Source organism: Natrinema pallidum DSM 3751 (genome assembly GCF_000337615.1).
Lineage (GTDB): Archaea > Halobacteriota > Halobacteria > Halobacteriales > Natrialbaceae > Natrinema > Natrinema pallidum.
Window position 1 is genome coordinate 71,704 of record NZ_AOII01000084.1, and the last position, 23,603, is coordinate 95,306.

The window sequence follows — 23,603 nt, forward strand, 5'->3', positions numbered from 1 at the left end:
CACTGCACGGGCGCGGCGCTTAAGGGTGGCGAGTTCACCTCGAGTCGAGCGATCGACATCCCGGTCGATCCGTGCCGACGTTCCGCCGTCCCTGACACTGCTCGACGGGGACTGATCAGACAACTATATATTCCTCCCCAGACGATACTGTATTAAACAAACCGCTCTCATCGGCTGCTTTCCGCTGTCGACCGCTGTTCCGCCCGGTATCACCGACTGACACCATCCTCCGCATGGAGAAAGTATATCAGTCGCAACCCCTTCGAACCAGGTACCGAACAGAGTTCTATGAGTAACGATACGAACGTTGACGACCCTCCCGAAGACGCTTCGGAGACTGTTTCCGACGGGACCGACCCCGTTGAGCAGCCCGAGCGTCAGGGAGACCGGTCGCCGCTCGAGGAGGACGGTGACCGTCGCAACGACGTCGACGATCCGATCGACGAGTTCGAGCCGTCGTCCGACGAGGACGACGACATCGAGACCGTCGAGGACCTCGGGAGTACCGTCGAGGTCGATCCAGGCGTCGAGGTCGACGAAGAGATCGCCGAGGACGATCTGCTGGGCGGTCTGAAGATCGATTCGACCGAGGACATCGAAGTCCCCGATCGGCTCGTCGATCAGGTCATCGGCCAGGACGAAGCGCGAGATATCATTATCAAGGCGGCGAAGCAGCGCCGGCACGTCATGATGATCGGTTCGCCGGGGACCGGCAAGTCGATGCTGGCGAAGGCGATGAGCCAACTGCTTCCGAAGGAGGATCTTCAGGACGTTTTAGTCTACCACAATCCCGACGACGGCAACGAACCGAAGGTTCGGACCGTTCCCGCCGGGAAGGGCGAACAGATCATCGACGCCCACAAGGAGGAGGCCCGCAAGCGCAACCAGATGCGCTCGATCCTGATGTGGATCATCATCGCCGTCGTTATCGGCTATGCGCTTCTGGTAGGCGGGCAGATATTGCTTGGCATCCTCGCAGCGGGGATCGTCTGGCTGATCTTCCGCTACACCTCCCGCGGGACCGATGCGATGGTGCCCAACATGATCGTCAACAACGGCGATCAGCGCGTCGCGCCCTTCGAGGACGCGACCGGTGCCCACGCCGGCGCACTGCTCGGTGACGTCCGCCACGACCCCTTCCAGTCCGGCGGCATGGAGACACCGAGCCACGACCGCGTCGAGCCGGGCGCGATCCACAAGTCCAACAAGGGCGTGCTGTTCGTCGACGAGATCAACACGCTCGACATCCGGACCCAGCAGAAACTGATGACGGCCATCCAGGAAGGCGAGTTCGCCATCACGGGCCAGTCCGAGCGCTCCTCGGGCGCGATGGTCCAGACCGAACCCGTCCCCTGTGACTTCATCATGGTCGCCGCCGGGAACCTCGACGCCATGGAGAACATGCACCCCGCGCTCCGCAACCGGATCAAGGGGTACGGGTACGAGGTCTACATGGACGACACCATCGAGGACACCCCCGAGATGCGGCGCAAGTACGCCCGCTTCATCGCCCAGGAGGTCGAACGCGACGGCCGCCTGCCCCACTTCACCGACGACGCCGTCGAGGAACTCATCCTCGAGGCGAAACGCCGCTCGGGCCGCAAGAACCACCTCACGCTGCTGTTCCGCAGCCTCGGTGGGCTGGTCCGCGTCGCGGGCGACATCGCCCGCGCTGAGGATCGCGAGTACACCACCCGTGACGACGTCTTGCAGGCGAAGAAACGCTCGCGCTCGATCGAACAACAGCTCGCCGACGACTACATCGAGCGCCGCAAGGACTACGAGCTGCAGGTCAACGAGGGCGGTGTCGAGGGCCGCGTCAACGGCCTCGCCGTCATGGGCGAAGACTCGGGCATCATGCTGCCGGTCATGGCCGAAATCGCCCCCGCACAGGGCGGCGGACAGGTCATCGCCACCGGCAAGCTTCAGGAGATGGCCGAGGAATCCGTCCAGAACGTCTCCGCGATCATCAAGAAGTTCTCCGACGTCGATCTCTCGGAGAAGGACATCCACATCCAGTTCGTCCAGGCCGGCCAACAGGGCGTCGACGGCGACTCCGCTTCCATCACGGTCGCGACCGCCGTCATCTCCGCGCTGGAGAACATCCCGGTCGACCAGTCGGTCGCGATGACCGGCTCGCTGTCGGTCCGCGGCGACGTGCTGCCGGTCGGCGGCGTCACCCACAAGATCGAAGCCGCCGCCAAGGCCGGCTGCACGAAGGTCATCATCCCCGAAGCGAACGAACAGGACGTGATGATCGAAGAGGAGTACGAGGACATGATCGAGATCATCCCCTGTGCGAACATCAGCGAGGTCTTGGACGTCGCCCTGATGGGCGAACCGAAGAAGGACTCGCTGGTCGACCGTCTCAAGTCGATCACCGGGACGGCGTTCGATCAGGGCACCGTCGGCTCCGCCGGCGGGTCGAACCCGAGCCCGCAGTAAATGCCGCAGTGGGCGACGTTCGTCGGCATAACCGGCGTCGTCCTCGCGCTCCTGCTCGTTTTATCACATCTGACACAGTCCGCGTTTACCGACGGCGATCCCGACTCGAGCGACGGCGAACCCCGGGCGAACGCGACGACCGCCGCCGAGACGGTCGACGGGACGGGCAACTCGCAGCCGCGAGATGCCGAGCAGGCGGCCGGTTCGGACGGGGGCGAGCAGCCGCCCGTCGCGAGGGACAACGAGTCGGCGCGAGACGATCGCTCCGCCGATGTCCCGTCCGACGTCGCGGGCGAGCCACGTGACGTGCCACTCGAGTCACACGGACGGCAGCGGCCGGCCGACCGCGGCGTCGATCCGGACTCGCTGTCGACCGGACTGGTCCTCGCGAACGTCGCCTTCTCGCAGGGTCTGTTCGCGCTCGTGTTACTCGGTGCCGCGGTCTACACCGCCGTTCCGGCCGCGGCACTGGGGATCGAGTTGTCCGTCGCATACCTCCGATCGGGGCTGCTCTGGGGGACGGCCGCCGGATGCGTCTTCTACGTCGCGAACGAACTCGCCGGGGCGGCGGCGACCCGCGTCGGATTCGACCACGACGAGGCCCTCCGAGAGCTGTTGTCTCCCGACTCGCTCGAGGGCTGGCTCGTCCTGTTGCTGGGCGTGCTCCCGATCATCGCCCTCTTCGAGGAGTTCCTCTTCCGGGCGGCGCTGATCGGCGTCCCCGCCGCCGGCTACGGACTCTCGCCGTGGCTGCTCGCGGTCGGGTCCTCGATCGCGTTCGCGCTCGGCCACGGCATGCAGGGCCCGGTCGGTGTCGTCGTCACCGGCCTCCTCGGGTTCGTCCTCGCGGCCGTCTTCATCGCCACCGGGAGTCTCCTGGTCGTCGTCGTCGCCCACTACCTGATCAACGCCCTCGAGTTCGTCGTCCACGAGGGGATCGGTCTCGAGTGGGCAGACCCCCTCGAAGGCTAAGGGTTGGTTCAAATACGAACCCTCATCGATAAGTGGTTTCAACTCGAATGATTGTCATATTCAGTGTCGAACGCGCTCGAGCCACCGTTCATAATTGGGTTCACAAGGCCGATCTACAGCCCGAATCTGGTCGGTGTCCGGATCACGTTGCGGTTGACGAGACGGTGATCCAACTGAATGCTGAGCAGTATTGGCTGTACGCCGCAGTCGTATACGCTCGAGCGGTGGCTCTCGGACTCGCCGTCGGAGTCGATTCACTCGGGATAACGTGCGAACGCAACCCCTCGTTCGCAGTCGCAATCGGATACTCGCGGGTCCGCTCCGTCAGCGCCGCCTCGAGTCGGACCGGGGCCCGCCATCGGTCTGTGCCGATCGCGTCGGATCGCCGTCCGCAGCCGATCCCGTCTCGGTCGGATCCGCGCCATCGCCGCCGATTTCCGTCTCCGTATCGGTCCCGACCTCGACATCCCGCTCGGTCTCGGGTCGCGGCTCCCCGTCGGAGCGGCTCTCGAGCCACGCCCGGACGAGATTCACGCCGTCCTGGAAGAACGGCACCGGGTCGTCGGCGACCGCGTAATCGAACCGAGGCTGGCGGACGAGCGACGTGGCGACCTCGCGTGCGGCCGCGGCGAGCGACGGGCGGTCGACGAGCGGGTACTCCTCGGTCGCCACGCTGTGGAGGTAGCTGAGTTCGCCACGCAACAGATGGCCACCCAGCCCGACCTCGTACGTCGGCTCCGACCTGATCGGCTCGTCTATCGCCAACTGCCAGTAGTAGTAGGGGAAGTCGGCCCCCGCCCGAATCGAGAACGGCAGCGACGACCAGAACCGCGGGTTGATCTCCATGAGTTTGAACTCGCCGTCCGCAGGGTCGCGCAGGAACTCGACCATGGCGAGCCCGTGCCACTCGAGTTCGCTCAGGAGCGCGCGACCGGCGGTCTCGAGGGCCGGGATGTGGACCGATTCACGGTAGGCGCTGGGGCCGCCGCAGTACTCCCAGCCGCGACGCTGGCAGTGCTGGAAGGTCGCGACCGGGTCGCCGCGGTCGTAGAGCGCGAAGAAGCCGAACTCCCGCGAGTCGGCGATCCGCTCCTGGACGATCGGGGTATGGCCACGTTTCTCGACGACCGCTTGCTCGTCCGGCGGCTTCCCGGGCCGCTGGTACGCCGTCGAACCGATCTCCGCGTCCTCGAACCGCGCCCCGAGATACGTCGGCGATGCCACGGTGTAGCGTGGTTTCACGACCGTCTCACGGCTCCAGTCGGTCCACTGATCGAGGAGGTCGGTCTCGGGCGTGCCGACGCCGGCCGCCTCGGCGGCTGCGAAGAGTTCGACGCGGTCCTGTACTCGTCGCAGCGTCTCGAAGTCGGGCCACGGCGTCGCGATTTCGTCGGCGAACGCTGCCTTGCGCTTTGCGAGCACGTAGACGTCTTCCTCACGGACCGGAACGATCGTCCGAACGGCCGGGCGTTCGGCAAGCGAGAGCAGCGCATCCCCGTACGCGGCGAGTTCGGTTTCCGGGTCCGGCAGCGTGACGAACTCGTCGCGGTAGGCCGAGCTGGCCGCCGGCGTCGACCGTGACTCCGAGCCCACGATGGTCCGAATACCCCGCGGGTGCAGTGAGCGGAGACAGGCAACGGTGCTCGGTGCATCGATCCCGGGCACGAGCACGCTCGCGTCGTCCCTGTGACGTTGCATAACCGGTAGCTGGGGGGCTTATTGCATTGTTATAGATCGAATAATTCGGGGCGTCGGTCGTCGTTCCGGATTCGATCGGGAGACGCGGCGTTAGGCGTCGAATACGCTCCGCTCGAGCGCGGGGTCGCTGTAGGCCGTCCACCGACGAATCCGTCCGTCTCGAACGGCGAACGCGTGAGCGAACGGGACATCGAAGGGGCGGCCGTCGATCGTTCCGACGTAGGCACCCGTTACGATCGTCCGCTCGCCGGCGTCGACGAACCGCTCGGGGAGCGCCTGGAGATGCGCGGCCCGTTGTCCCGTCGCCAGCACCACGTTCTCGAGGACCGCGTCGATCCCCGTCTCCGTTCGCCCGGCGCGGTCGCCAGTCGTCGCATCGGTCCAGACGATGTCGGCCTCGAGTATCGGTGCCAGCTCGTCCGCTCCGCCCCGACCCGTGACGACACGGTTGAACGTGGCGTAAAACGCCGTGAGCCGTTCCCGTGTGGACCTCCGCTCGGCCGCTCGCCGTTCGGTCGCTGTCATGAGTGCGGTGGTAGCAAAAACGCGATCGGACAACAGAGCGCGATCCGAGTGCACGCGGTGAGAACGTCACGAAGTCCGGCACGTCGGTTCGGCGATCAGCGGGGTCCGCCGGCCGCGTTTCGGGGTGCCGGCAGAGAGCGGTCGCTGTTCGGGCGCTTGAAATCCCCGAAGACTCGGGGGAGAGAAATCGCGGTAGACGGAATCGACTTAGAGCAGTCCCGTCTTCTGGAGTTTCATCAGGTCCTCGGTGTCGAGGGTTTCGCCTTCCTTGAACTTCTGATAGATTTCCTCGGCCTCCTCCTTGGCCTCCTCTTTCTTCTTGTCGCGTTCGGACTTGCGCTCCTCTTCTTCCTGCTTGTCGAGTTCGCGCAGGCGCTTCTGGACGCGGACGAAGTCCTCGTGGTGGCGGTCGGCGGCCTCCTGGGCCTCGACGAACTTCTCGTGCATCTCGTCGGCCTCGTCACGGATGTCGTCGGCTTCCCGATAGGCCTCGATCATCTGGTTGTGATGTTCCTGGGCCTTGTCCGCCAGTTCCGTGACCTTCTGGTGGTGCTGGGAGGCTTCCGATCGCACTTCCTCGGCCTCATCGACGAGTTCTTCGAGATCCTCGTTCTGATCGAGTTTCTGCTTGCGCTCCTCGTACTCCTCGCGTTTGCTCTCGATCTTCTCGATGAGTTCCTTCTCGTCCTCGCTCGAGAGGACCTCGGTCTGTTGTTTGAACTCGAGTTCCTCGATCTCCTCTTCGAGTTCCTCGAGGTCCTTGCCCTCGTCGAGCTCCATGTCCGACTTGAGCTGTTCGACCTTGTCGAACAGCTCGTTGGCTTCGGCGTTGAGCTCGTTGCGGCTCTCCTTGTGTTCCTGGACCTGCTCGTTGAGCTCGTCGCGTTTCTCGCGGTGCTCCTGGGCCTCGTCGACCTTCTCGCGAGTCTTCGCGTTGAGGTCGTCGCGCTTGGAGGCCCGGTCGGAGGCCATCTGGTTCAGCTCGTTTCGCCGGTCCCGCAGTTGACCGGCCATTTTGATGAGCTGTCCTTTCGATTTGTTTTCTAGGTCGTCCTCTGTCAGTTCGATGTTCTTCGATTCGTCTACCATGTTAGTCAAACCTCTGTGCCATACCCGCACCGGAGAACCCGTCGACGGCTACTCGAGTCGGTCGCCGACGGCTCGGCGGGTGACTCGAGTAGCCGTTCGACCGTTCGAAGCGACTGCTCACGATCTGCGAAACCTCGGTGAATAAGATTTCCTGTCATCGATCGTCGAGCGATACGCGCCCCGGTGGCGTTCTGGTGACTGGTACTACTGGCCCCTATAGTTTAAATGTACCGGTCACGACACCCCTGAAAACCGTTAGCAGGGACCTCCTTCCACCGTGTTGTGTCATGCCACGGCTGCTGTCGGCAGTATAAACCTGGGCCGACTCGACCGCTCGGCAACGGCACCGTTCGTGATCGCGAGCGAACCGGTGACGGCGACCCGACGCTAAAAGAGGTTCTCGAGACGTTCGTCGGCGAACTCCTCGGCGTGGTCCGTCGCTTCCGCCTCCTGGGCGTCTTTCGCCTCGCGGGCGCGGTCCATGAACGCCTCGATCCGGTCGGAGCGCTCCGCGCCGCCGAGCAAGACGAGCGCGCCGAGTCGGTCGCTGTCCATGGGGAAGTCACCGCCACGGACCTGCATGCTTCCGGTTTCGTCCTCGAGCCAGCGGCGGGCGCGTTCGACGCCCTTGCGCGGGATCGCATCGGGCTGGCCGGCAATGACGAGCAGCGCCGAGTCGGCCGTCGTCGCATCCGGCAGGCTGGTTCCGGTCAACAGCGCCTGTCGAGCGACGCTCATCGTGTTCGTGATGTTCTCGCTGCTGTCCTCGCTTGCGACCTCGGTCGCGTAGCCGAGCGCCGCGACCCCACCCGCGCGAAGGGTGTTGATTACTTCGCTCGAGTCGACGACGCTCTCGCCGACGCCGTTGACGGCCTCGCCGGCGGCAAAGAGCAGGCCGACACGTTTGGCGATCCGTTCGTTGATCGTCTCGAAGGCGCTCTCGATGCTCTCGCCCTGTTCGTGCCAGGCGTCGTTGTCGATCAACAGCGTCGAGTCGGCCTCCCGGAGGAGCGTCTTCAGGGAGCGACCGGCGTTGGCTTGATAGAGCGCGCCCTCGTTCCGTCCCGGAAGGATGCCGAGCGCGTAGACCGGGATGTCGTAGATCTGCTGGAGGTGATGGACGAGGACCGGCGCGCCGCCGCTCCCGGTGCCGCCGCCGAGGCCGGCGACGACGAAGACGGCTTCGGCCGTCGACGTGACGCGCCCGTCGAGACCGTCCAGTACTTGCTGGATGTCCGATTGCATCACTTCGGTCCCGAGTTCGTTGTCGGCACCGACGCCGTGCCCGTTCACGCGGTCGGCACCGATCAACTGCGTCTCGACGAACTGCAGCGACTCGAGGTCGGCTTCCGCCGAGTTGACGGCCAGCGCTCCCTGGATGGCTTCGAAACCCATGTCCGCGTCGAACCTGGCGAGTCGTTCAGTGACGTTGCCGCCAGCCTGGCCGACTCCGATCAGGGCTACTTTCATGTACGTCCCATATGATGGCGGTCTGTTGAAAGTTCCGGTCGGGTAATGAGTTCGGCAGCGGTGAACGGACCCGACCGCTCGGACTCATCTAGAGATACGCGGCGAACGCGTCCGCGATCTTTTCCTCGGCGCGTCTGAGGTGATGGTCGACGGTCCGACGGCTGAGATCCAGCGCGTCCGCGATGTCGGCCGTCGTCGTCCCGCGCGGGATTTCGTAGTATCCCCACTCGTAGGCGGCCAGGAACACCTCGCGCTGGCGGTCGGAGAGCGTCGGCAGAAAGGAGTCGACCGAAAGGACCGGCGTCTCGGATCGAACGGTTTGCAGTTCTTTTTTCGACTCGACGGTCACGGTCGAGTCGGCCGCGATGTCGCTGTAGAAGGCGGTCAGGTTCGATGCGGTGAGCGCGAGGACGCGAACGACCTTTGCCCCGCTCTCGTACCGTAACGGCGGCAAGAGTAGACAATCGTTGGCGGCAAGCGGCGCTTCGATATAGTCGTCACCGTACTGTTTCAGACACGACTCCGTGACGATCGTCCGATCGCTGCCGTTTTCGATCCGCTGTCGAACCCCGACCTCCGCGGCCACCTGAGCCTCCACGTCGGCTTGCTGGTCCCCGGTCACGTGGAGCAAGTCACAGTGATCGTTACACCACAACTCGATGCTCGTCTCGTTGTTCGCCGTCGAACTCGAGTACGGATCGTCGCTCTCGATCCGAAATACCGCCTTGTACATAGGGCACGTTCGCCCGGTTTCCTTAAAAAATATTGGCCAAAGGGAGAGTGACAGGATTTCACGTTCGCTAGCGTGAGAGCTAGACGCATGACACGAGACGATTCCGGTCACGAAATCGGCGAGCCGTCGTCGGACTGGCGCGAATACCAGGGGTCTCCGACGGGGACCGACATCGAGTGTGAGGGGTGGCGACAGGAGGCCGCTCTGCGATTGCTCAACAACAACCTCGACCCCGAGGTCGCAGAAGAGCCGGAGGACCTCGTCGTCTACGGCGGGACCGGCCGCGCCGCGCGGAGTTGGGACGCGTACGACGCGATCCTCGACGAACTCCGGGACCTCGACGACGACGAAACGTTGCTCGTCCAGTCGGGGAAACCCGTCGGGCGCTTTCGAACGCACGACCGTGCGCCGCGCGTGTTGATCGCGAACTCGAACCTCGTCGGGAACTGGGACGACTGGGAGCACTTCCACGAACTCGAGTCGAAGGGGCTCATCATGTACGGGCAGATGACCGCGGGTTCGTGGGCCTACATCGGCACGCAGGGGATCATCCAGGGGACCTTCGAGACGCTGGCCGAGGTCGCACGCCAGCACTTCCCCGACCGCGAGGGACTCCGCGGGACCATCACCGCCACCGCCGGCCTCGGCGGGATGGGCGGTGCACAGCCACTCGCCGTGACGATGAACCACGGCGTCTGTATCGCAGCCGAAGTCGACGAGCGGCGCATCGACCGGCGACTCGAGACGGACTACTGCATGGAGAAGACCGACGACATCGACGAGGCGATCGAACTGGCCCGCGACGCCGCGGCGGCCGGCGAACCGCGCTCGATCGCGCTCCATATGAACGCGGCGGAGATGTTCGACGGGTTCCTCGAGCGGGGGTTCGTCCCGGAGATCGTCACCGATCAGACGAGCGCCCACGACGAACTCGAGGGGTATTATCCGAGCGGCTACACCGTCGACGAGGCCGATGCGCTCCGCGAGTCCGATCCCGAACGGTACGTCGCCGAGAGCCTCGACACGATGGAGCGCCACGTCGAGGGGATTCTGGCGATGCAGGACCGAGGCGCGGTGGCGTTCGAGTACGGGAACAACATCCGCGGTCAGGTCGAAACACATCGCGGGCTCGACACCGCATTCGACTTCCCGGGGTTCGTGCCGGCATACGTTCGGCCGTTGTTCTGCCGCGGCAAGGGACCGTTCCGCTGGGTCGCCCTTTCCGGGGACGAGTCGGACATCCATCGGACCGACGAGGCCGTCAAGGAGCTGTTCCCGGACAAGGAGCAACTCCATCGCTGGATCGATCTCGCGCAGGAACAGGTCTCGTTCCAGGGGCTTCCCAGCCGCGTCTGCTGGCTGGGGTATCAGGCCGACGACGGGCTGACCGAACGCGCACGGTTCGCGTTACACATCAACGACCTCGTCGCAGACGGCGAGATTTCGGCCCCGGTCGTCGTCACGCGCGACCACCTCGACGCGGGCAGCGTCGCCAGTCCGAACCGGGAGACCGAGGCCATGCGCGACGGCTCGGACGCCGTCGCCGACTGGCCGGTGCTCAACGCCTTGCTCAACTGCGCTGCCGGTGCGGACATCGTCAGCGTCCACGACGGCGGCGGCGTCGGGATCGGGAACTCTTTACACACCAACAATCACGTCGTCCTCGACGGGTCGGACCTCGCTGCACGGAAGGCCCGGCGCGTGTTTACCACCGACCCCGGGATGGGTGTCATCCGCCACGCCGACGCCGGCTACGACGAAGCGCTCGAGGAGGCCGCGGATTCGAACGTCCACGTCCCGATGCAGGAGGACGAATGAGTTCGTTCATCGACCCACCGACGTGGTCAGGGACATCGTCGGACCCCGTCGACGAGCAGTTCGGCGATGTCGTTACCGCGACGATGCTCGAGGAGGCGGACTCGTTCGATGCCGTCCTCGTCGGCGAGCCGTACGACGGTGCGGTCATCTCCCGAACCGGGGCGGCTGCGGGTCCCCGTGCGCTCAGGGAATCGCTCTCAGGGGTCAAGACCCACCATTTCGGGAGTGGCCCCATTCGGAGCGTCGCCGACCTCGGGGACATGCCGATTCCCGACGGCTCCGTCGCCGACGTCCAGCGGGCGGTCCGCGAGCGCGCGGCGGCGGTACACGAGCGCGAAGCGTTGCCGGTGTTCCTCGGCGGAGACAACTCGCTGACCTACCCGAACGTCGCCCCGCTTCTCGAAGACGCCAGCGTCGGCGTCGTCAACATCGACGCCCACCTCGACGTCCGCGAGACACGGGACGGCCCGACCAGCGGGACGCCCTATCGCCAGTTACACGAGGCCGGGCTGGACGGCTACGCGTGTCTCGGTGCGCGCCATTTCGAGACGAGTACGGCCTACCACGAGTTCGTCCGCGAGCGCGGCGGCGCGGTCGTCACCGCGACGGAGGCGGCAACCGATCCCGCCGACGCTGTCGATCGAGCGTTATCGGCACTCGAGGGCGTCGACCGGCTCTACTGTAGCGTCGACATCGACGTTCTCGACGCACCCTACTGCGGTGTCAGCGCCCCGACGCCCGGCGGGTTGTTGCCGCGGGAGCTATTCGATCTCGTCAGTCGCATCGCGGCCGACGACCGTCTCGCCGGCTTCGAGGTCGTCGAATGCGCGCCGCCGCTCGACGAGGGCGGGCGAACCGTTGACGCCGCGTCGCGGACCGTCGCACACGCTCTCGCGGGGTGGGCAGCATGACCGATCTCGTCGTGTACAACGCCGCCGAGCTCGCGACGCCGACCGAAAACGACCCCCTCGAGACGACGGCGAACGGGGCCGTCGCGATCGACGACGGCATCGTGGTCGCAACGGGATCGACAGACGAAGTCACCCGTGTGTATCCGCCGGAAAACGCAGCGAATAGCATCGATGCGACCGGGCAGACGATACTGCCGGGGTTCGTCGATCCACACACGCACGCCGTCTTCGGCGGGACCCGTGCCGACGAGTTCACCGCGAAGCTCGAGGGCGCGTCGTATCAGGAGCTCCTCGAGGACGGCGGTGGCATTCTACGGACGGTTCGGTCGACGCGCGAGGCGTCCCGCGAGCAACTCGTCGAGACCCTCGTGGCACAGCTCGATGTCATGCTCGCCCACGGAACGACGACGGCCGAAGTGAAATCCGGTTACGGGCTCGACATCGAGACCGAACTGAAACTGCTCGAGGCGATCGCGATCGCGGACGAGCGACACCCGATCGACGTGGTCCCGACGTTCATGGGGGCCCACGCCGTTCCTGAAGGGATGGCGGCCGACGACTACGTGGATCGGGTCGTCGAAGACCAACTGCCGGCGGTCGCGGACGCCGGCCTCGCCGAGTTCTGTGACGTCTTCTGTGAAGCGGGCGTCTTCTCGGTCGCACAGTCCCGCCGCGTCCTCGAGGCCGGACAGGAGGCGGGACTGTCGGCGAAGATCCACGCCGAAGAGTTCGAGCGACTCGGCGGCTCCCAACTAGCTGCCTCTCTGGACGCGACGAGCGCCGATCACCTGTTGCAGGCGACCGACGACGATATCGAGGCGCTGGGTGACGCAGGCGTCACACCCGTCCTGCTCCCGGGGACGGCGTTCTCGCTCGGAGCCGAGTACGCGGACGCGGCTGCCTTCGAGGCGGCCGATGTACCGGTGGCGATTGCAACGGATTTCAACCCGAACTGCTACTCACAGAGCATGGAGTTCGCTATCGACCTCGCGTGCAATGGGATGCGAATGGGACCGGCCGCGGCGATCCGCAGTGCGACCAGCACCGCCGCCGCTGCCATCGATCGCACGGACGGAACGGGGACGCTGTGCGAGGGCGCGCCGGGCGATCTGGTCGTCGCGAACGTCGCCGACCACCAGCATCTCCCGTACAATTTCGGTGTCTCGACTGTCCAAACCGTCGTGAAAGATGGCGAGGTGGTCCACCGTGAGTGATCGATCGGTCGTCGTTGACGGAACGTCGCTGACACCCGCAGATGTCGAACGCGTCGCCCGCGAGGGAGCCACCGTCTCGGTTCCCGAATCGGCGCGGCAACGAGTCCGCGCGTCCCGCGAGCGGATCGTCGACATTGTCGACTCCGGACAGGCAGTCTACGGCGTCAACACCGGGTTCGGCGAACTCGTACAGGAACGAATTCCGGACGACGAGATCGAAGCCCTCCAGCACAACCTCGTTCGAAGTCACGCCGCGGGCACCGGGCGCGACCTCGAGCGACCGGAGATTCGGGCGATGCTCGTGACGCGCCTCAACGCGCTCGTCGCGGGGTACAGCGGCGTCCGCGAATGCGTCGTGGATCTCCTCGTCGGCATGCTCAACAACGGCGTTCACCCCGTGGTAAAGGCCAAAGGCAGTCTGGGTGCGAGCGGCGATCTCGCGCCCCTCGCACACCTCGCACTCGTCGTCATCGGGGAGGGCGAAGCACTCGTCGACGGCGACCGCCTCGCCGGCGACGAGGCACTGGCCCGCGTCGGCCTCGAGCCGCTCGATCTCCGGCCGAAGGAAGGGTTGGCACTGATCAACGGGACGCAGCTAACCGTCGCGATCGGCGCGCTCGTCGTCCGCGATGCCGAGCGGGCGATGCGGATGGCGGACGTCGCCGGGGCGATGACGACGGAGGCGACGATGAGCACCACGGCGAGCGCCCACGCCAGCATCCAGCGCGTTCGCCCGCATCAAGGGCAGGCCACAAGCGCGGCGAACATCCGCCGGCTGACGCGCGACTCCGAAATCGTCGAATCGCACCGGAACTGCGACCGGGTCCAGGACGCCTACTCGATCCGGTGTCTCCCGCAAGTTCACGGGGCCGTCCGCGACGCGATTCGCCACCTTCGGTCGGCCATCGAGACGGAACTCAACAGTGCGACGGACAACCCGCTCGTCTTCCCCGCCGACGAGGCCGACGAGCGAGCGAGCGGCACGGATCGGGCGGCGGTGCTGTCCGGCGGAAACTTCCACGGCCAGCCGCTTGCGTTGCGACTGGATTACGTGACGAGCGCCCTCGCGAACCTGGCGTCGATCGCGGAACGGCGGGTCGATCGACTGCTCAATCCGAACGTCCAGGAGCCACACTTACCGCCGTTCCTGACCACCGACAGCGGCCTCGAGTCGGGCTACATGATCGCCCAGTATACGGCCGCGGACCTCGTCAGCACGATCCAGACGCAGGGACGCCCGTCGACGGACAGCGTCCCGGTGAGCGGCAACCAGGAGGATCACGTGAGTATGAGCGCCCAGAGCGCTCACGTCGCCAGCGACGCCGTCGATCGGACGATACGCGTGGTCGGCATCGAACTGGCCTGTGCCGCGCAGGCGCTCGACTTCATCGACGACCGCGTTCCCGGCGTCGGGACGCGGGCCGCCCACCGAACCATCCGCGACCACGTCCCGCACCTCGAGACGGATCGTCCCATCCACCGCGACATCGAGACGATGGCGGACCTGATCCGTTCCGACGAGTTGCTCGCGGCCATCGAACGGAACCTCGACGACGGCGTGGCGTGAGATCAGCGGCGCTCCCGTCGGACGCTCCCATCGGACGCCGTCCCGGCCCATCGCGCGTTTCGACGCTTGTTTTTTCCTGGTTTGGAGCGCGATCGCGAGTGCAGTGACGCGGTTCGGACGCTTTTGTGTGCCGACTGCAACGCCACTCGCAGTGCTCTCGTATGCCGACAGTATGTCGACACGGACTGTCACGTAGCGTGACAGCGAGCGCGGAACGGAAACCGATATACAACCGGACCGGATTCGTCGGGACGAACGCGCCGCACTGACAGTCGACATATAAACAGTTGACCGTATGGAAACCAGTACTACTTGGAGTGAACCACGAGTGTTGTTTACATGGTAGCGAGCATCACCCACGCGACGCGCGCCCAGCATCGAACCGAGACACCGAGACGACGGACACCCCGGCTTGGGGCGGGACTGTCCACGGGACGGCCCGACCGCGTGGACGCCGTTCCCGATGCGGGAGGCACTGACGACACCGATCGATCGGTTGCACGTCGACAGCGGGTCCCGTCGTCGGCTCGACTCGGCCGCGACCGGACCGGGCTCGAGGTGACCCGATGGTAGCGCTCGAGCCGCAGCTGTTCGAGGATATCGATCCCGAGAAACGACCGTCGTTGCTTGCGGCGCTCGTACCCGTCGTGGCGATGCTCGGATTCCTCAGCGTCGGGATCGTCCTGCTCGAGCTTGACCCGCAGTTCCCGCTCTTTTGGGGGATCGCGTTTACCGGGCTGTTCGCCCGATACCACCTCGGCCTGTCGTGGGACGACCTGTACGACGGGATCACGGATAGCCTCCTCATGGGGATGCAGGTCATCCTCATCATGTTCGTCGTCTACGCGCTTATCGCCACGTGGATTCAGGCGGGAACGATTCCGGGGCTGATGTACTACGGGCTCGAACTGCTCACGCCGGCGATCTTCCTGCCGATGACCGCGATCCTCGCCGCAATCGTCACGTTCGCCGTCGGCTCGTCGTGGACGACTGCGGGGACGCTCGGCGTCGCGTTCATCGGTATCGGAGCCGGGCTCGGCATTCCGATGCCGATGACGGCCGGTGCCATTCTGACCGGCGCATACACCGGGGACAAGCAGTCCCCGCTCTCGGACACGACGAACCTCGCGGCTGCCGTGACGAGCACCGACCTCTACGATCACATCAACGCGATGCGGTTCGGGACGCTCATCGCGTTCAGCCTCTCCGTCGCGCTCTATGCCATCCTCGGCCTCCGTGCCTCCGGGACGATTCCCGCCGGACGAGTCGCGGAGATTCAGGGTGCCATTCAGGGGACGTACGTCGTGACACCGCTCGTCTTCGTGCCGCTGGTGCTGACGTTCGGACTGGCCATCTACGGCCTCCCGGCGCTGCCGGCGCTCGGCGTCGGCGTGTTCGCCGGCGTTCTCACTTCCGTCGGCATTCAGGGGACCGGGTTCGCCGCGGCGTGGACCGTCGCACAGTCCGGAACGGCTCCCGAGACCGGGATGGAACTGGTAAGCGGACTGCTCCAGAGCGACGGCCTGCTCGGCGGTGCGTGGATCGTCACCATCGCGATCGCCGCGCTCTCGCTCGGGGGGATACTCGAGCGCGCCGGCGTGCTGGCGGTTCTCGCACACCACCTCGGCCGCCTGAGTCGCGGCGAGGCGAGTCTCACTGGCGTCACCATCGTCTCCGCGATCTCGATGAACGTCCTCGCGGCCGAACAGTACATCAGCATCGTCGTCCCCGGGATGTCCCTTCGAAACCTCTACCGCGAACAGGGGCTGAAGATGGAGAACCTCTCGCGTGCCGTCGAAGCGTCGGGCACGACGACCGCGGTCCTCATCCCGTGGTCGAGCGGCGGCCTGTTCATGGCCGGAACCCTGGGCGTCCCGACGCTGTCGTACGCGCCGTACTACTTCTTCGGCTTCCTGTCGCCGCTCGTGCTCCTCCTGATGGGCGTGACCGGCTGGCAAATGACATCCGAAACTCGAGCGGAGCCCCGTGAGACCGCATCGACGACCGACGGAACGGCGGCCGTCACGGGCGGCGAAGAGTAACGACGGCTGCGGGGTCGCATCGGCCCGCCGACCGACCGCCACCCGTCATCGATATCGGAGCACCGGCCGCCCGGTTACGGCGGCACAGACCCAACGGGAATGTCACAATATCTTTCTACGCCATTCCCGTCCCTTCGCATATGTTCTACGAACAGCGGATGACCGTTCCTGACTCGCCCGCCGACCTCCGGGCCGAGTACGAGGCCGATTTCGCAGCGATCGTCGATGAGCGCGGCCCCGAGGCCATCGCCGACGACACCGACCTCGAGCGGGAGACGCTCGAGGCGATAGCCGCGGGCGACTCCCCCGCGTTGACCCTCGAACAGGCCGCCCGGATTCAGTCGCTCGAGGAGGGTGCGCCCGACCCGGAGACGATCGTGACGATGGCGCTGGAACACCTGCTATTGGGCATGTCGACGGCGGTCCTCGACGTCGACGCGGTCGAGAGTCACCTCGAGATCGACCTGGATGCAAAGGAAATCCACCAGAAGATCGAAGGGCGAGCACCCATGTCGTTCGGGGAGTTCGTCCACATCCAGTACGTGATCGCGGACGGCGCGCCCTGACTTCGGAGCGACGGGTCGTCCCGCCGGCTCACCCGCGTCGGCTGGTCGGCGGCGGCGAACCCGCCCGCAGGCCAGCCGCCGATTCGGGCGGCGATCATCACTGAACGGGAGAGAACGTCGTCTCGAGCGGGGGCATTATGTAGATTCGGCCACGAGTCGGGCTATGAAGGTTGCAATTCTCGGCTGCGGGTACGTCGGCATCGAGCTCGGCCGACAGCTCGCCTCGCGAGGCCACGAGCCGATCGGCGTTCGCCGGTCCGAGGAGGGGGTCGAACGGATCGCTGCCGCCGGCTTCGAGGCGATGCGGGCGGATATCACCGATCGGGAGGCGCTCGCGGCGGTTCCGGACGTCGACGCGCTCGTCTTCGCCGCGAGTAGCGGCGGACGGGGTGCCGAGGCCGCCCGGGACGTGTACGTCGACGGGCTACGGACGGCGATCGAAGCGTTCGGGGAACGCGAGAACGCACCCGACAGGCTCGTGTACACCTCCTCGACCGGCGTCCACGGCGACCACGACGGCGACTGGGTCGACGAGGAGACGCCGCTCGATCCCACCACGGAAAAGACCGCGGTGCTCGTCGACGCCGAGCGACTCGCGCTCGACCTGCCTCCCGAGTACGGCATCGACGGGACCGTGGCGCGCTATGCCGGGCTGTACGGCCCCGGCCGGTACCGGCTCGAGCGCTACCTCGACGGACCCGTCACCGAGGGGTATCTGAACATGGTCCACCGGGACGACGCCGCGGGTGCGGTTCGCCACCTGCTCGAGGAGGCTCTCGCTCGCGGCGAGGTCGTTCAGGTGGTCGACGACGAGCCGGCCTCGAAGTGGGCGTTCGCGGACTGGCTGGCCGACGCGTGTGACGTCGAGCGTCCGCCGAAGCGGACGAAAGCCGACCGGCTCGCGGACGACGACCTCTCCGAGGCGGGCCGTCGACGAATCCTGACGAGCAAGCGCTGTTCGAACGAGAAGCTCCGGGCGCTGGACTACGAGTTCGACTTCCCCACGTACCGAGAAGGGTACCGCGACGCGATCGAGACCTATCGGAAGGGCTGATCGGTCCGGCGTACACCCGATCCAAAGCGTTCGAGCGGCGTGTGCACCGTTTCGATGGCTCGAGGCCCGACTGGTTCGACGGCTGATGAGTGTCGCTGCGACCCGTGGAATCGGGGGAAATTTCTTGGTGGTTCGATTTGATCACCCGATATGAGCTCTCGGAGCGTCCCGACCGACGGTCCCGTCGTCGGGGCGACCCCGCTCGTCACCGAGTCGGTTGCCGACTCGATCCGGTCCCTCGAGCCGCTCGTTCTCTCGCTTCTGGTGCTCGCCGTCGTCGGCCTCGTCCTCGGTGGGTGGTGGGCGGTTCGTTGGTTCCGTCGTCCGCCGGGTGCACGCCTTCGGCGCATGCTCGCCGCACACGACGCGGTGACGGTGTTGATGCATCCGAATCCCGATCCGGACGCGATGTCGTGTGCGATGGGCGTCGCGCGGATCGCTGACTCGGTCGATACCGACGCGACGCTGCAGTACTCCGGCGAGATCCGCCATCAGGAAAACCGCGCGTTCCGGACCGTCCTCGATCTGGACCTCGAGTCGATCGAGGCGAGTTCCCAACTCGCCACCGACCCGGTCGTCCTGGTCGATCACAACACGCCGCGGGGCTTTACTGGAGCCCAGACCGTCGAGCCGATCGCAGTCGTCGACCACCATCCCGGCAACGGAGCCGGGACGCAGTTTACCGACGTCCGGACCGACTACGGCGCGGCGTCGACGATCATCGTCGAGTACTTGACGGATATCGGCGCGTCGATGGCCGACGAGGACGGCTCGGGCGACGTTCAGGTATCGCCGGAGCTCGCGACGGGGCTGCTCTACGGCATTCAATCCGACACGAACCACCTGACCAACGGTTGCTCCCGGGCCGAGTTCGACGCCTGCGCCGCGCTGTTCTCGGGGATCGACGAGGACCTGCTCGACCGGATCGCCAATCCGCAGGTCAGCGACGACGTCTTACAGGTCAAGGCGNGCGCCATCAGAGATGTGTATAAGAGACAGCCTTCGCGGTCTGCGATGTCGGCGAGATCGGTAACGTCGACGCAGTTCCCCAGGCCGCGGACGAACTCATGCACCTCGAGGGCGTCACGGCCGTCGTCGTCTACGGCGAACACGACGGGACGATCCACCTCTCCGGCCGGTCCCGCGACGACCGGGTCCACATGGGTGAGACGCTGCGCCACGCCATCAACGACATTCCGATGGCCAGCGCCGGCGGCCACGCCCGGATGGGTGGCGGTCAGCTCTCGGTCGACCACATGAACGGAATCGGACCCTCCGACGGGATCAGCCGTACGGAGTTCGAGGAGCGACTCTTCTCCGCGATGGCGGGCGAGCGCTAGCCGGCCGCGCCGAGCAGCGATAGGAGAGACTGAACCGAGTTACACACTGGTTGCAACGCTGTCGTGCGAGCGGGTGTCCGATACCGTTCCGTTGCTGTCGCGCACGGGATCTCGTCGTCGGAACGCCGTCGCGGCTACTGATCGCACGCCGTTCTCGCCGCGGTCTTCGAGAGGGCGCGCAAGCAACGGCCGTGCTCCCGCCTAGCGGATCTCCTTCCACTCCGCGCCGCAGTCCGGACAGATACGAACCGTCTTGATCTCGTCCGGGTCGTTTTCGGTCTTTAGCGGCTTCTTGCACTCGCCACAGACGAGCCGATCGTACGTATCCTTCTCGAGGTCGCCGGCGCGAAGCGCCTTCCGGACTGAGTTCATGTTCGCCCTGTAGGCAGGAGGGGAAGAAAAAGACCGGTGCTTTAGCCGGTCTCGACTCGGCTCCGCGTTCGGTGGCATTCCGTCCCTCGACCCGGTCCCGCCGACGGTTTATCTGGCCGCATCCGTGGCCGTTTTACCGGTCCGCTCGAAGACCCCACCGATGGAGTACGTCCAGGAGCGGATCGCTACGCTCCACGAGTTCGACGGCGGGGACGTGGGGATGGGTGGCGACCTCGCCCGCGAGGCCGCCGCTGCGGTCGCCGAGACGGCCGTCATCGTCCCGATGACCGGCCGCGAGTACGAGAGCCCCGCCGCCGAGCGCGTCCTCGCGGAACTCGAGCGCCTCGAGCCGGCACCCGCGGCGGTTTTCGTCCCCGTCAGGGCCGACGCCGACCGAATCGGACCGTTTCGAGACTGGCTCGGTTCGTTCGCCCTGCCGACCCGGGTCCTGTGGTGTAACGCGCCGGCCGTCGATGCCGTGCTCGCCGATGCCGGGTTGGACGGCGGGCTCGGAAAGGGACGGGACGTCTGGCTCGCCCTCGGTCCCGCCGCGGACGTCGCCGACGCGGTCGTCGTCCACGACGCCGACGCGCGCAGCTACGAGGCTGCACACGTCCAGCGCCTGCTCGCACCGCTGACGATGGACTTCGACTTTGCAAAGGGATACTACGCGCGCGTCGAAGGTGACCGGCTCTATGGGCGGCTCTGCCGACTGTTCTACGAGCCGTTGCTTCGAGCCCTGGCCGACGCCCGCGACGCGCCGATCGTCGACTACCTCGGCGCGTTCCGGTACGCGCTCGCCGGCGAGTTCGCCGCGAGTGCCCACCTCGCCCGGCGGCTTCGCGCACCGCGTGCGTGGGGACTCGAGGTCGGCACGCTCGGCGATGCCTACGAGATCGCCGGCTTCGACGGCTCCGCACAGGTCGACCTCGGTCGCCACGAACACGACCACCGCGCGGTCACCGGCGACACCGGACTCGAGGGGATGAGCCGGGAAGTGGCGGCCACCCTCCTGGGGGTGGTAGAAGAGCACGGCGTCGACCCCGCGTACGAGACCCTCCCCGAGCGATACCGGGCCGCCGGTAACGAGTTGATCGACCAGTACCGCGCCGACGCGGCGTTCAACGGTCTGGCGTACGACCCCGCGGACGAGCGGGAGCAGGTGTCGCGCTATGCCGACTCGATCGCACCGCCGGGGCCGGACACGCGCCTGCCGCGGTGGACCGACGCCCCGTTCGAGCCGGCCGACGTGCTCGCGGCCGCCCGCCCCTGGCGGGAGCACCGCGTTGGCTCGCAAGACTAATCCCGCCATCGGCCGTTGGGCAGCGTATGGACGCGACCGCCGACGAACTGGCCGGCGTGGTCGACCTCTTCGGCGGGTTGACCCGCGCGGAACTCGAGCGGGCGCTCGCCGAGGCCGCCTACCGGGCCGACGGACGGACCGTCGAAGACGCGGCCCTCGCGGCGGCCATCGACGAGGCAGTCGAGTCGTTCGCGCTCGTTCGGTACGCACCCGACGCGGACGGCGAGGCGCTGCTGGTCGCCGGCCCGACGGCGTTTCCGACGGTGCCGGAGCACGCGGAAGACGTCCCACATATCCTCGATATCGAGCCGCGAGCCCCCGATCGCGAGGCGCTGGGGGAGACGGCCCGCGAGCGCGTGCTCGAGGTCGCCGACGAGGCCGTCGCCGCGGGCGAGACGGAACGGATCAAGACCATGATCGACGTGAGCTACGACATCGAAGCGTGGGCACCGGTCGATCTCACGGACGAACGACGGCGGCTGGAGGACGCGCTCGAGGAATGACCGACCGGAGACTGGTGCTCGATCCGGTCGCGAGCTACGAGCCGACCGAGATCGGCGATCAGGAGTACGACGCGGCCGTTCTCGCGCCGATCGTCGACCGCGACGGCGAGGACGCCCTGCTCTTTACCCGGCGAGCCGACCACCTCGGCGAGCACCCCGGACAGATGAGTTTTCCCGGCGGCGGCGCGGAGCCCGAAGACGAGACGATCCTCGAGACGGCGCTCCGAGAGGCCAACGAGGAGATCGGCCTCGAGCGACGCGAAGCCGAAGTGGTCGGGCAACTCGACGACATCCGGACCGTCACCGAATACGCCGTGACGCCGTTCGTCGCCCACGTCCCCGACCGGGAGTACGTCCGCGACGAAAGCGAAGTCGCCGAGATCGTCGTCCTCCCGCTGTCGGGACTGCTCGATCCGGACAACTACGAGTACGAGCGCCGCTCCCATCCCTACTACGGCGACATCGTCATCCACTACTTCCGCGTGAACGGCTACACCGTCTGGGGTGCGACCGGCCGGATTCTGGTCCAGTTGCTCGAGCTGGCGACCGCGTTCGAAGCGCCGGAAACGGTCGACCGGTCGGGGTTTTGAGAACGACCGCCCGCTACAGTCCCTCGAGCGATCGCAGCTTCTGTTCGACGTCCGGCGGCGCGGCGCTTGGGCCGTCACGCACGCGGTGATCCGGGAGTAAAAGCGGCGCGGGGTTCTCGGCGAGCGCGGTCCGGACGAGGATGATGTCGTCCTCGGCCTCGTGATCGAGCCCGGACGTCATCCGGGCGAGCGTCTCGACGGAGATCTGGTCGCCGTAGGGAATCCCCTGGACCCCTTCGAGGACCGCCCGCCGGTCTGTCGGCATGGTCATCGCGACCTGCACGTCCTCGAAGGTGATCTCCTCGAGACCGTCGAGATATTCGAAGATCCGATCGAGAAGGGGGTGGTCGTCCTCGGCGTCGTCGGCTGGACGGTCCGGAAACGAAACGCTCAGCACCCGTCCGCTGGCGACACCGAGCTGGATGTACCGGTCGAGATACGGCGATTCCCGCGCGTAGATTCCAGCGTCCGTAACGTCCTCCATGGGTGTCCGTAGCCCGTCGGGACTTGAATAGCCGCCGGTCCGGCGTCGCCCGCACGTCGACTCAGCATACGACGCCGTCGCGCTCGCAGGAGGGGGCGTCGCGGCGTGACGACGGGGCCGCTTCCGATGGTTCTTGGCGTCTGAGAACTCCGAGCGGACTCTTGTCCCCGATGTTCCGAACACTAGTTATGAACGCAAAGGAAGACGGGACGACCGTTGGGACACCGGGTGACGAACGGGAGATCCGTGCCGAAATCCGACTCGATCTCACCGGAACGGACTGCATTCTCGAGGGGGCTCAGGAGGAGCCGATGGTCCGGCATCAGATCATGAACGACACGTGCTACGTCCTGTCGGATACTGGGACGAAGGCGACGGGGGTCACGCAGACGGAAACCACCGTCGACAACTCCTGTCCGTGTGCGGTCTTTCGTCGCCATCAGTGTGTCCCACTGTTCGGAGCGGTCGAGGACGGCACGACGGTGGTGACGACGTATCTGCCGGACCGCGACACGTTACAGCAGTTGATCGAGGAGTTACGCGATGTCGTCGGCCACGTCTCGTTGCGGCGACTCACGACGTCCGACACGGACGAAGTGACCGACGTTCGAACCGTCGATCTCGCGCTGCTGACCGAGCGCGAAGAGGAGACCCTGACGCGGGCGATCGAAGCCGGCTACTACGACGATCCGCGGGGGATCGAGTTCGAGGCGCTGGCGTCCCGACTCGGGATTTCGAAGTCGGCGCTCTCACAGCGACTCAGCGCTGCCGAATCGAAACTGTTGCTCGACCTTCTCGAAGGGTAGCGGGATTGTTGCGCGGGAATATCGGCGTCGACCAAGCCGAGGTCGGCATCGGCGATCACGGCGCTGCTTATAAAGGACGAAACTATTTGCCCGTGAGGGCT

Annotated in this window: 20 protein-coding genes and 2 pseudogenes; 15 read left to right on the plus strand and 7 right to left on the minus strand. The window is 66.2% G+C overall.

What is annotated here, in order from left to right; all coding sequences use genetic code 11:
- Positions 1 to 288 precede the first annotated feature (288 nt).
- From lonB to C487_RS19710, 3 genes and pseudogenes are all read left to right on the plus strand, one after another.
- Positions 289 to 2,445 (plus strand): ATP-dependent protease LonB, encoded by a 2,157-nt coding sequence (gene lonB, locus C487_RS13690; RefSeq protein ID WP_006186391.1) that lies wholly within the window; start codon positions 289 to 291, stop codon positions 2,443 to 2,445.
- A complete protein-coding gene (locus C487_RS13695) occupies positions 2,446 to 3,417 on the plus strand; it encodes a CPBP family intramembrane glutamic endopeptidase (RefSeq protein ID WP_006186392.1) in 972 nt (323 codons plus the stop codon).
- Between the two features lie 56 nt (positions 3,418 to 3,473).
- Positions 3,474 to 3,626, plus strand: a pseudogene (locus C487_RS19710) (IS6 family transposase); the annotation flags it as partial.
- A 115-nt stretch (positions 3,627 to 3,741) separates the two neighbouring features.
- Here the strand turns inward: C487_RS19710 and C487_RS13700 are convergent.
- The 5 genes from C487_RS13700 to C487_RS13720 all read right to left on the minus strand — a co-directional run bounded on the left by C487_RS13700 (position 3,742) and on the right by C487_RS13720 (position 8,932).
- Complete coding sequence (locus C487_RS13700; protein WP_049908159.1) at positions 3,742 to 5,115, minus strand: carboxylate--amine ligase; 1,374 nt, start codon at positions 5,113 to 5,115, stop codon at positions 3,742 to 3,744.
- A 90-nt stretch (positions 5,116 to 5,205) separates the two neighbouring features.
- Positions 5,206 to 5,640, minus strand: coding sequence for a nuclear transport factor 2 family protein (locus C487_RS13705; protein ID WP_006186394.1), 435 nt, complete (start codon positions 5,638 to 5,640; stop codon positions 5,206 to 5,208).
- A 207-nt stretch (positions 5,641 to 5,847) separates the two neighbouring features.
- A complete protein-coding gene (locus C487_RS13710) occupies positions 5,848 to 6,729 on the minus strand; it encodes a coiled-coil protein (RefSeq protein WP_006186395.1) in 882 nt (293 codons plus the stop codon).
- A 387-nt stretch (positions 6,730 to 7,116) separates the two neighbouring features.
- Positions 7,117 to 8,199 carry a tubulin/FtsZ family protein gene (locus C487_RS13715; protein WP_006186396.1) on the minus strand — a complete coding sequence of 361 codons (1,083 nt, stop codon included), beginning with the start codon at positions 8,197 to 8,199 and terminating at the stop codon, positions 7,117 to 7,119.
- 88 nt (positions 8,200 to 8,287) lie between these two features.
- Positions 8,288 to 8,932, minus strand: coding sequence for a helix-turn-helix domain-containing protein (locus C487_RS13720; RefSeq protein WP_006186397.1), 645 nt, complete (start codon positions 8,930 to 8,932; stop codon positions 8,288 to 8,290).
- An 87-nt stretch (positions 8,933 to 9,019) separates the two neighbouring features.
- Here C487_RS13720 and hutU point away from each other — a divergent pair, with 87 nt between their 5' ends.
- From hutU to C487_RS13760, 8 genes and pseudogenes are all read left to right on the plus strand, one after another.
- Positions 9,020 to 10,750, plus strand: a complete 1,731-nt coding sequence (hutU, locus tag C487_RS13725) for a urocanate hydratase (RefSeq protein WP_006186398.1) — start codon at positions 9,020 to 9,022, stop codon at positions 10,748 to 10,750.
- Entirely contained in the window at positions 10,747 to 11,661 is a 915-nt protein-coding gene (gene hutG, locus C487_RS13730; protein ID WP_006186399.1) for a formimidoylglutamase, read from the plus strand. The genes hutU and hutG overlap by 4 nt, the downstream gene beginning before the upstream one ends.
- Complete coding sequence (hutI, locus tag C487_RS13735; RefSeq protein ID WP_006186400.1) at positions 11,658 to 12,875, plus strand: imidazolonepropionase; 1,218 nt, start codon at positions 11,658 to 11,660, stop codon at positions 12,873 to 12,875. The genes hutG and hutI overlap by 4 nt, the downstream gene beginning before the upstream one ends.
- Complete coding sequence (hutH, locus tag C487_RS13740) at positions 12,868 to 14,442, plus strand: histidine ammonia-lyase (RefSeq protein ID WP_006186401.1); 1,575 nt, start codon at positions 12,868 to 12,870, stop codon at positions 14,440 to 14,442. The genes hutI and hutH overlap by 8 nt, the downstream gene beginning before the upstream one ends.
- A gap of 566 nt (positions 14,443 to 15,008) precedes the next feature.
- Positions 15,009 to 16,484: an arginine/ornithine antiporter ArcD gene (arcD, locus tag C487_RS13745; protein ID WP_006186402.1), complete on the plus strand. Its 1,476-nt coding sequence runs from the start codon at positions 15,009 to 15,011 to the stop codon at positions 16,482 to 16,484.
- Positions 16,485 to 16,624: 140 nt separating this feature from the next.
- A complete protein-coding gene (locus tag C487_RS13750; RefSeq protein ID WP_006186403.1) occupies positions 16,625 to 17,050 on the plus strand; it encodes a DUF5791 family protein in 426 nt (141 codons plus the stop codon).
- 163 nt (positions 17,051 to 17,213) lie between these two features.
- Positions 17,214 to 18,104 carry an SDR family oxidoreductase gene (locus C487_RS13755; protein ID WP_006186404.1) on the plus strand — a complete coding sequence of 297 codons (891 nt, stop codon included), beginning with the start codon at positions 17,214 to 17,216 and terminating at the stop codon, positions 18,102 to 18,104.
- Between the two features lie 150 nt (positions 18,105 to 18,254).
- Positions 18,255 to 19,444 (plus strand): annotated as a pseudogene (locus C487_RS13760) (DHH family phosphoesterase).
- A gap of 201 nt (positions 19,445 to 19,645) precedes the next feature.
- On the opposite strand, the gene C487_RS21080 reads toward C487_RS13760, so the two are convergent.
- Entirely contained in the window at positions 19,646 to 19,816 is a 171-nt protein-coding gene (locus tag C487_RS21080; RefSeq protein WP_006186405.1) for an HVO_0758 family zinc finger protein, read from the minus strand.
- Between the two features lie 160 nt (positions 19,817 to 19,976).
- On the opposite strand from C487_RS21080, the gene C487_RS13765 reads away from it, so the two are divergent.
- The 3 genes from C487_RS13765 to C487_RS13775 are packed head-to-tail and all read left to right on the plus strand — an operon-like array spanning position 19,977 to position 22,212.
- The gene (locus C487_RS13765) at positions 19,977 to 21,119 is read left to right on the plus strand and encodes a glycosyltransferase family protein (RefSeq protein ID WP_006186406.1); all 1,143 of its coding nucleotides are present in this window, start codon (positions 19,977 to 19,979) and stop codon (positions 21,117 to 21,119) included.
- A gap of 26 nt (positions 21,120 to 21,145) precedes the next feature.
- A complete protein-coding gene (locus tag C487_RS13770; protein ID WP_006186407.1) occupies positions 21,146 to 21,622 on the plus strand; it encodes a DUF7109 family protein in 477 nt (158 codons plus the stop codon).
- The gene (locus C487_RS13775) at positions 21,619 to 22,212 is read left to right on the plus strand and encodes an NUDIX hydrolase (RefSeq protein WP_006186408.1); all 594 of its coding nucleotides are present in this window, start codon (positions 21,619 to 21,621) and stop codon (positions 22,210 to 22,212) included. Before C487_RS13770 ends, C487_RS13775 begins: the two co-directional genes overlap by 4 nt.
- Before the next feature lie 13 nt (positions 22,213 to 22,225).
- Here C487_RS13775 and C487_RS13780 read toward each other — a convergent pair whose 3' ends face one another.
- Complete coding sequence (locus tag C487_RS13780) at positions 22,226 to 22,696, minus strand: MGMT family protein (RefSeq protein ID WP_006186409.1); 471 nt, start codon at positions 22,694 to 22,696, stop codon at positions 22,226 to 22,228.
- Positions 22,697 to 22,884: 188 nt separating this feature from the next.
- Between C487_RS13780 and C487_RS13785 the strand changes: the two genes are divergently transcribed.
- On the plus strand, positions 22,885 to 23,502 hold the full coding sequence (locus C487_RS13785) for a helix-turn-helix domain-containing protein (protein ID WP_006186410.1): 618 nt from the start codon (positions 22,885 to 22,887) through the stop codon (positions 23,500 to 23,502).
- The last annotated feature ends 101 nt before the right edge of the window (positions 23,503 to 23,603 follow it).

Excerpts from the sequence above, each read along its gene's own strand:
- lonB (WP_006186391.1), top strand. The coding sequence starts at position 289 with ATGAGTAACGATACGAACGTTGACGACCCTCCCGAAGACGCTTCGGAG.
- C487_RS13695 (WP_006186392.1), top strand. The coding sequence starts at position 2,446 with ATGCCGCAGTGGGCGACGTTCGTCGGCATAACCGGCGTCGTCCTCGCG.
- C487_RS13700 (WP_049908159.1), bottom strand. The coding sequence starts at position 5,115 with ATGCAACGTCACAGGGACGACGCGAGCGTGCTCGTGCCCGGGATCGAT.
- C487_RS13705 (WP_006186394.1), bottom strand. The coding sequence starts at position 5,640 with ATGACAGCGACCGAACGGCGAGCGGCCGAGCGGAGGTCCACACGGGAA.
- C487_RS13710 (WP_006186395.1), bottom strand. The coding sequence starts at position 6,729 with ATGGTAGACGAATCGAAGAACATCGAACTGACAGAGGACGACCTAGAA.
- C487_RS13715 (WP_006186396.1), bottom strand. The coding sequence starts at position 8,199 with ATGAAAGTAGCCCTGATCGGAGTCGGCCAGGCTGGCGGCAACGTCACT.
- C487_RS13720 (WP_006186397.1), bottom strand. The coding sequence starts at position 8,932 with ATGTACAAGGCGGTATTTCGGATCGAGAGCGACGATCCGTACTCGAGT.
- hutU (WP_006186398.1), top strand. The coding sequence starts at position 9,020 with ATGACACGAGACGATTCCGGTCACGAAATCGGCGAGCCGTCGTCGGAC.
- hutG (WP_006186399.1), top strand. The coding sequence starts at position 10,747 with ATGAGTTCGTTCATCGACCCACCGACGTGGTCAGGGACATCGTCGGAC.
- hutI (WP_006186400.1), top strand. The coding sequence starts at position 11,658 with ATGACCGATCTCGTCGTGTACAACGCCGCCGAGCTCGCGACGCCGACC.
- arcD (WP_006186402.1), top strand. The coding sequence starts at position 15,009 with ATGGTAGCGCTCGAGCCGCAGCTGTTCGAGGATATCGATCCCGAGAAA.
- C487_RS13750 (WP_006186403.1), top strand. The coding sequence starts at position 16,625 with ATGTTCTACGAACAGCGGATGACCGTTCCTGACTCGCCCGCCGACCTC.
- C487_RS13755 (WP_006186404.1), top strand. The coding sequence starts at position 17,214 with ATGAAGGTTGCAATTCTCGGCTGCGGGTACGTCGGCATCGAGCTCGGC.
- C487_RS21080 (WP_006186405.1), bottom strand. The coding sequence starts at position 19,816 with ATGAACTCAGTCCGGAAGGCGCTTCGCGCCGGCGACCTCGAGAAGGAT.
- C487_RS13765 (WP_006186406.1), top strand. The coding sequence starts at position 19,977 with ATGGAGTACGTCCAGGAGCGGATCGCTACGCTCCACGAGTTCGACGGC.
- C487_RS13770 (WP_006186407.1), top strand. The coding sequence starts at position 21,146 with ATGGACGCGACCGCCGACGAACTGGCCGGCGTGGTCGACCTCTTCGGC.
- C487_RS13775 (WP_006186408.1), top strand. The coding sequence starts at position 21,619 with ATGACCGACCGGAGACTGGTGCTCGATCCGGTCGCGAGCTACGAGCCG.
- C487_RS13780 (WP_006186409.1), bottom strand. The coding sequence starts at position 22,696 with ATGGAGGACGTTACGGACGCTGGAATCTACGCGCGGGAATCGCCGTAT.
- C487_RS13785 (WP_006186410.1), top strand. The coding sequence starts at position 22,885 with ATGAACGCAAAGGAAGACGGGACGACCGTTGGGACACCGGGTGACGAA.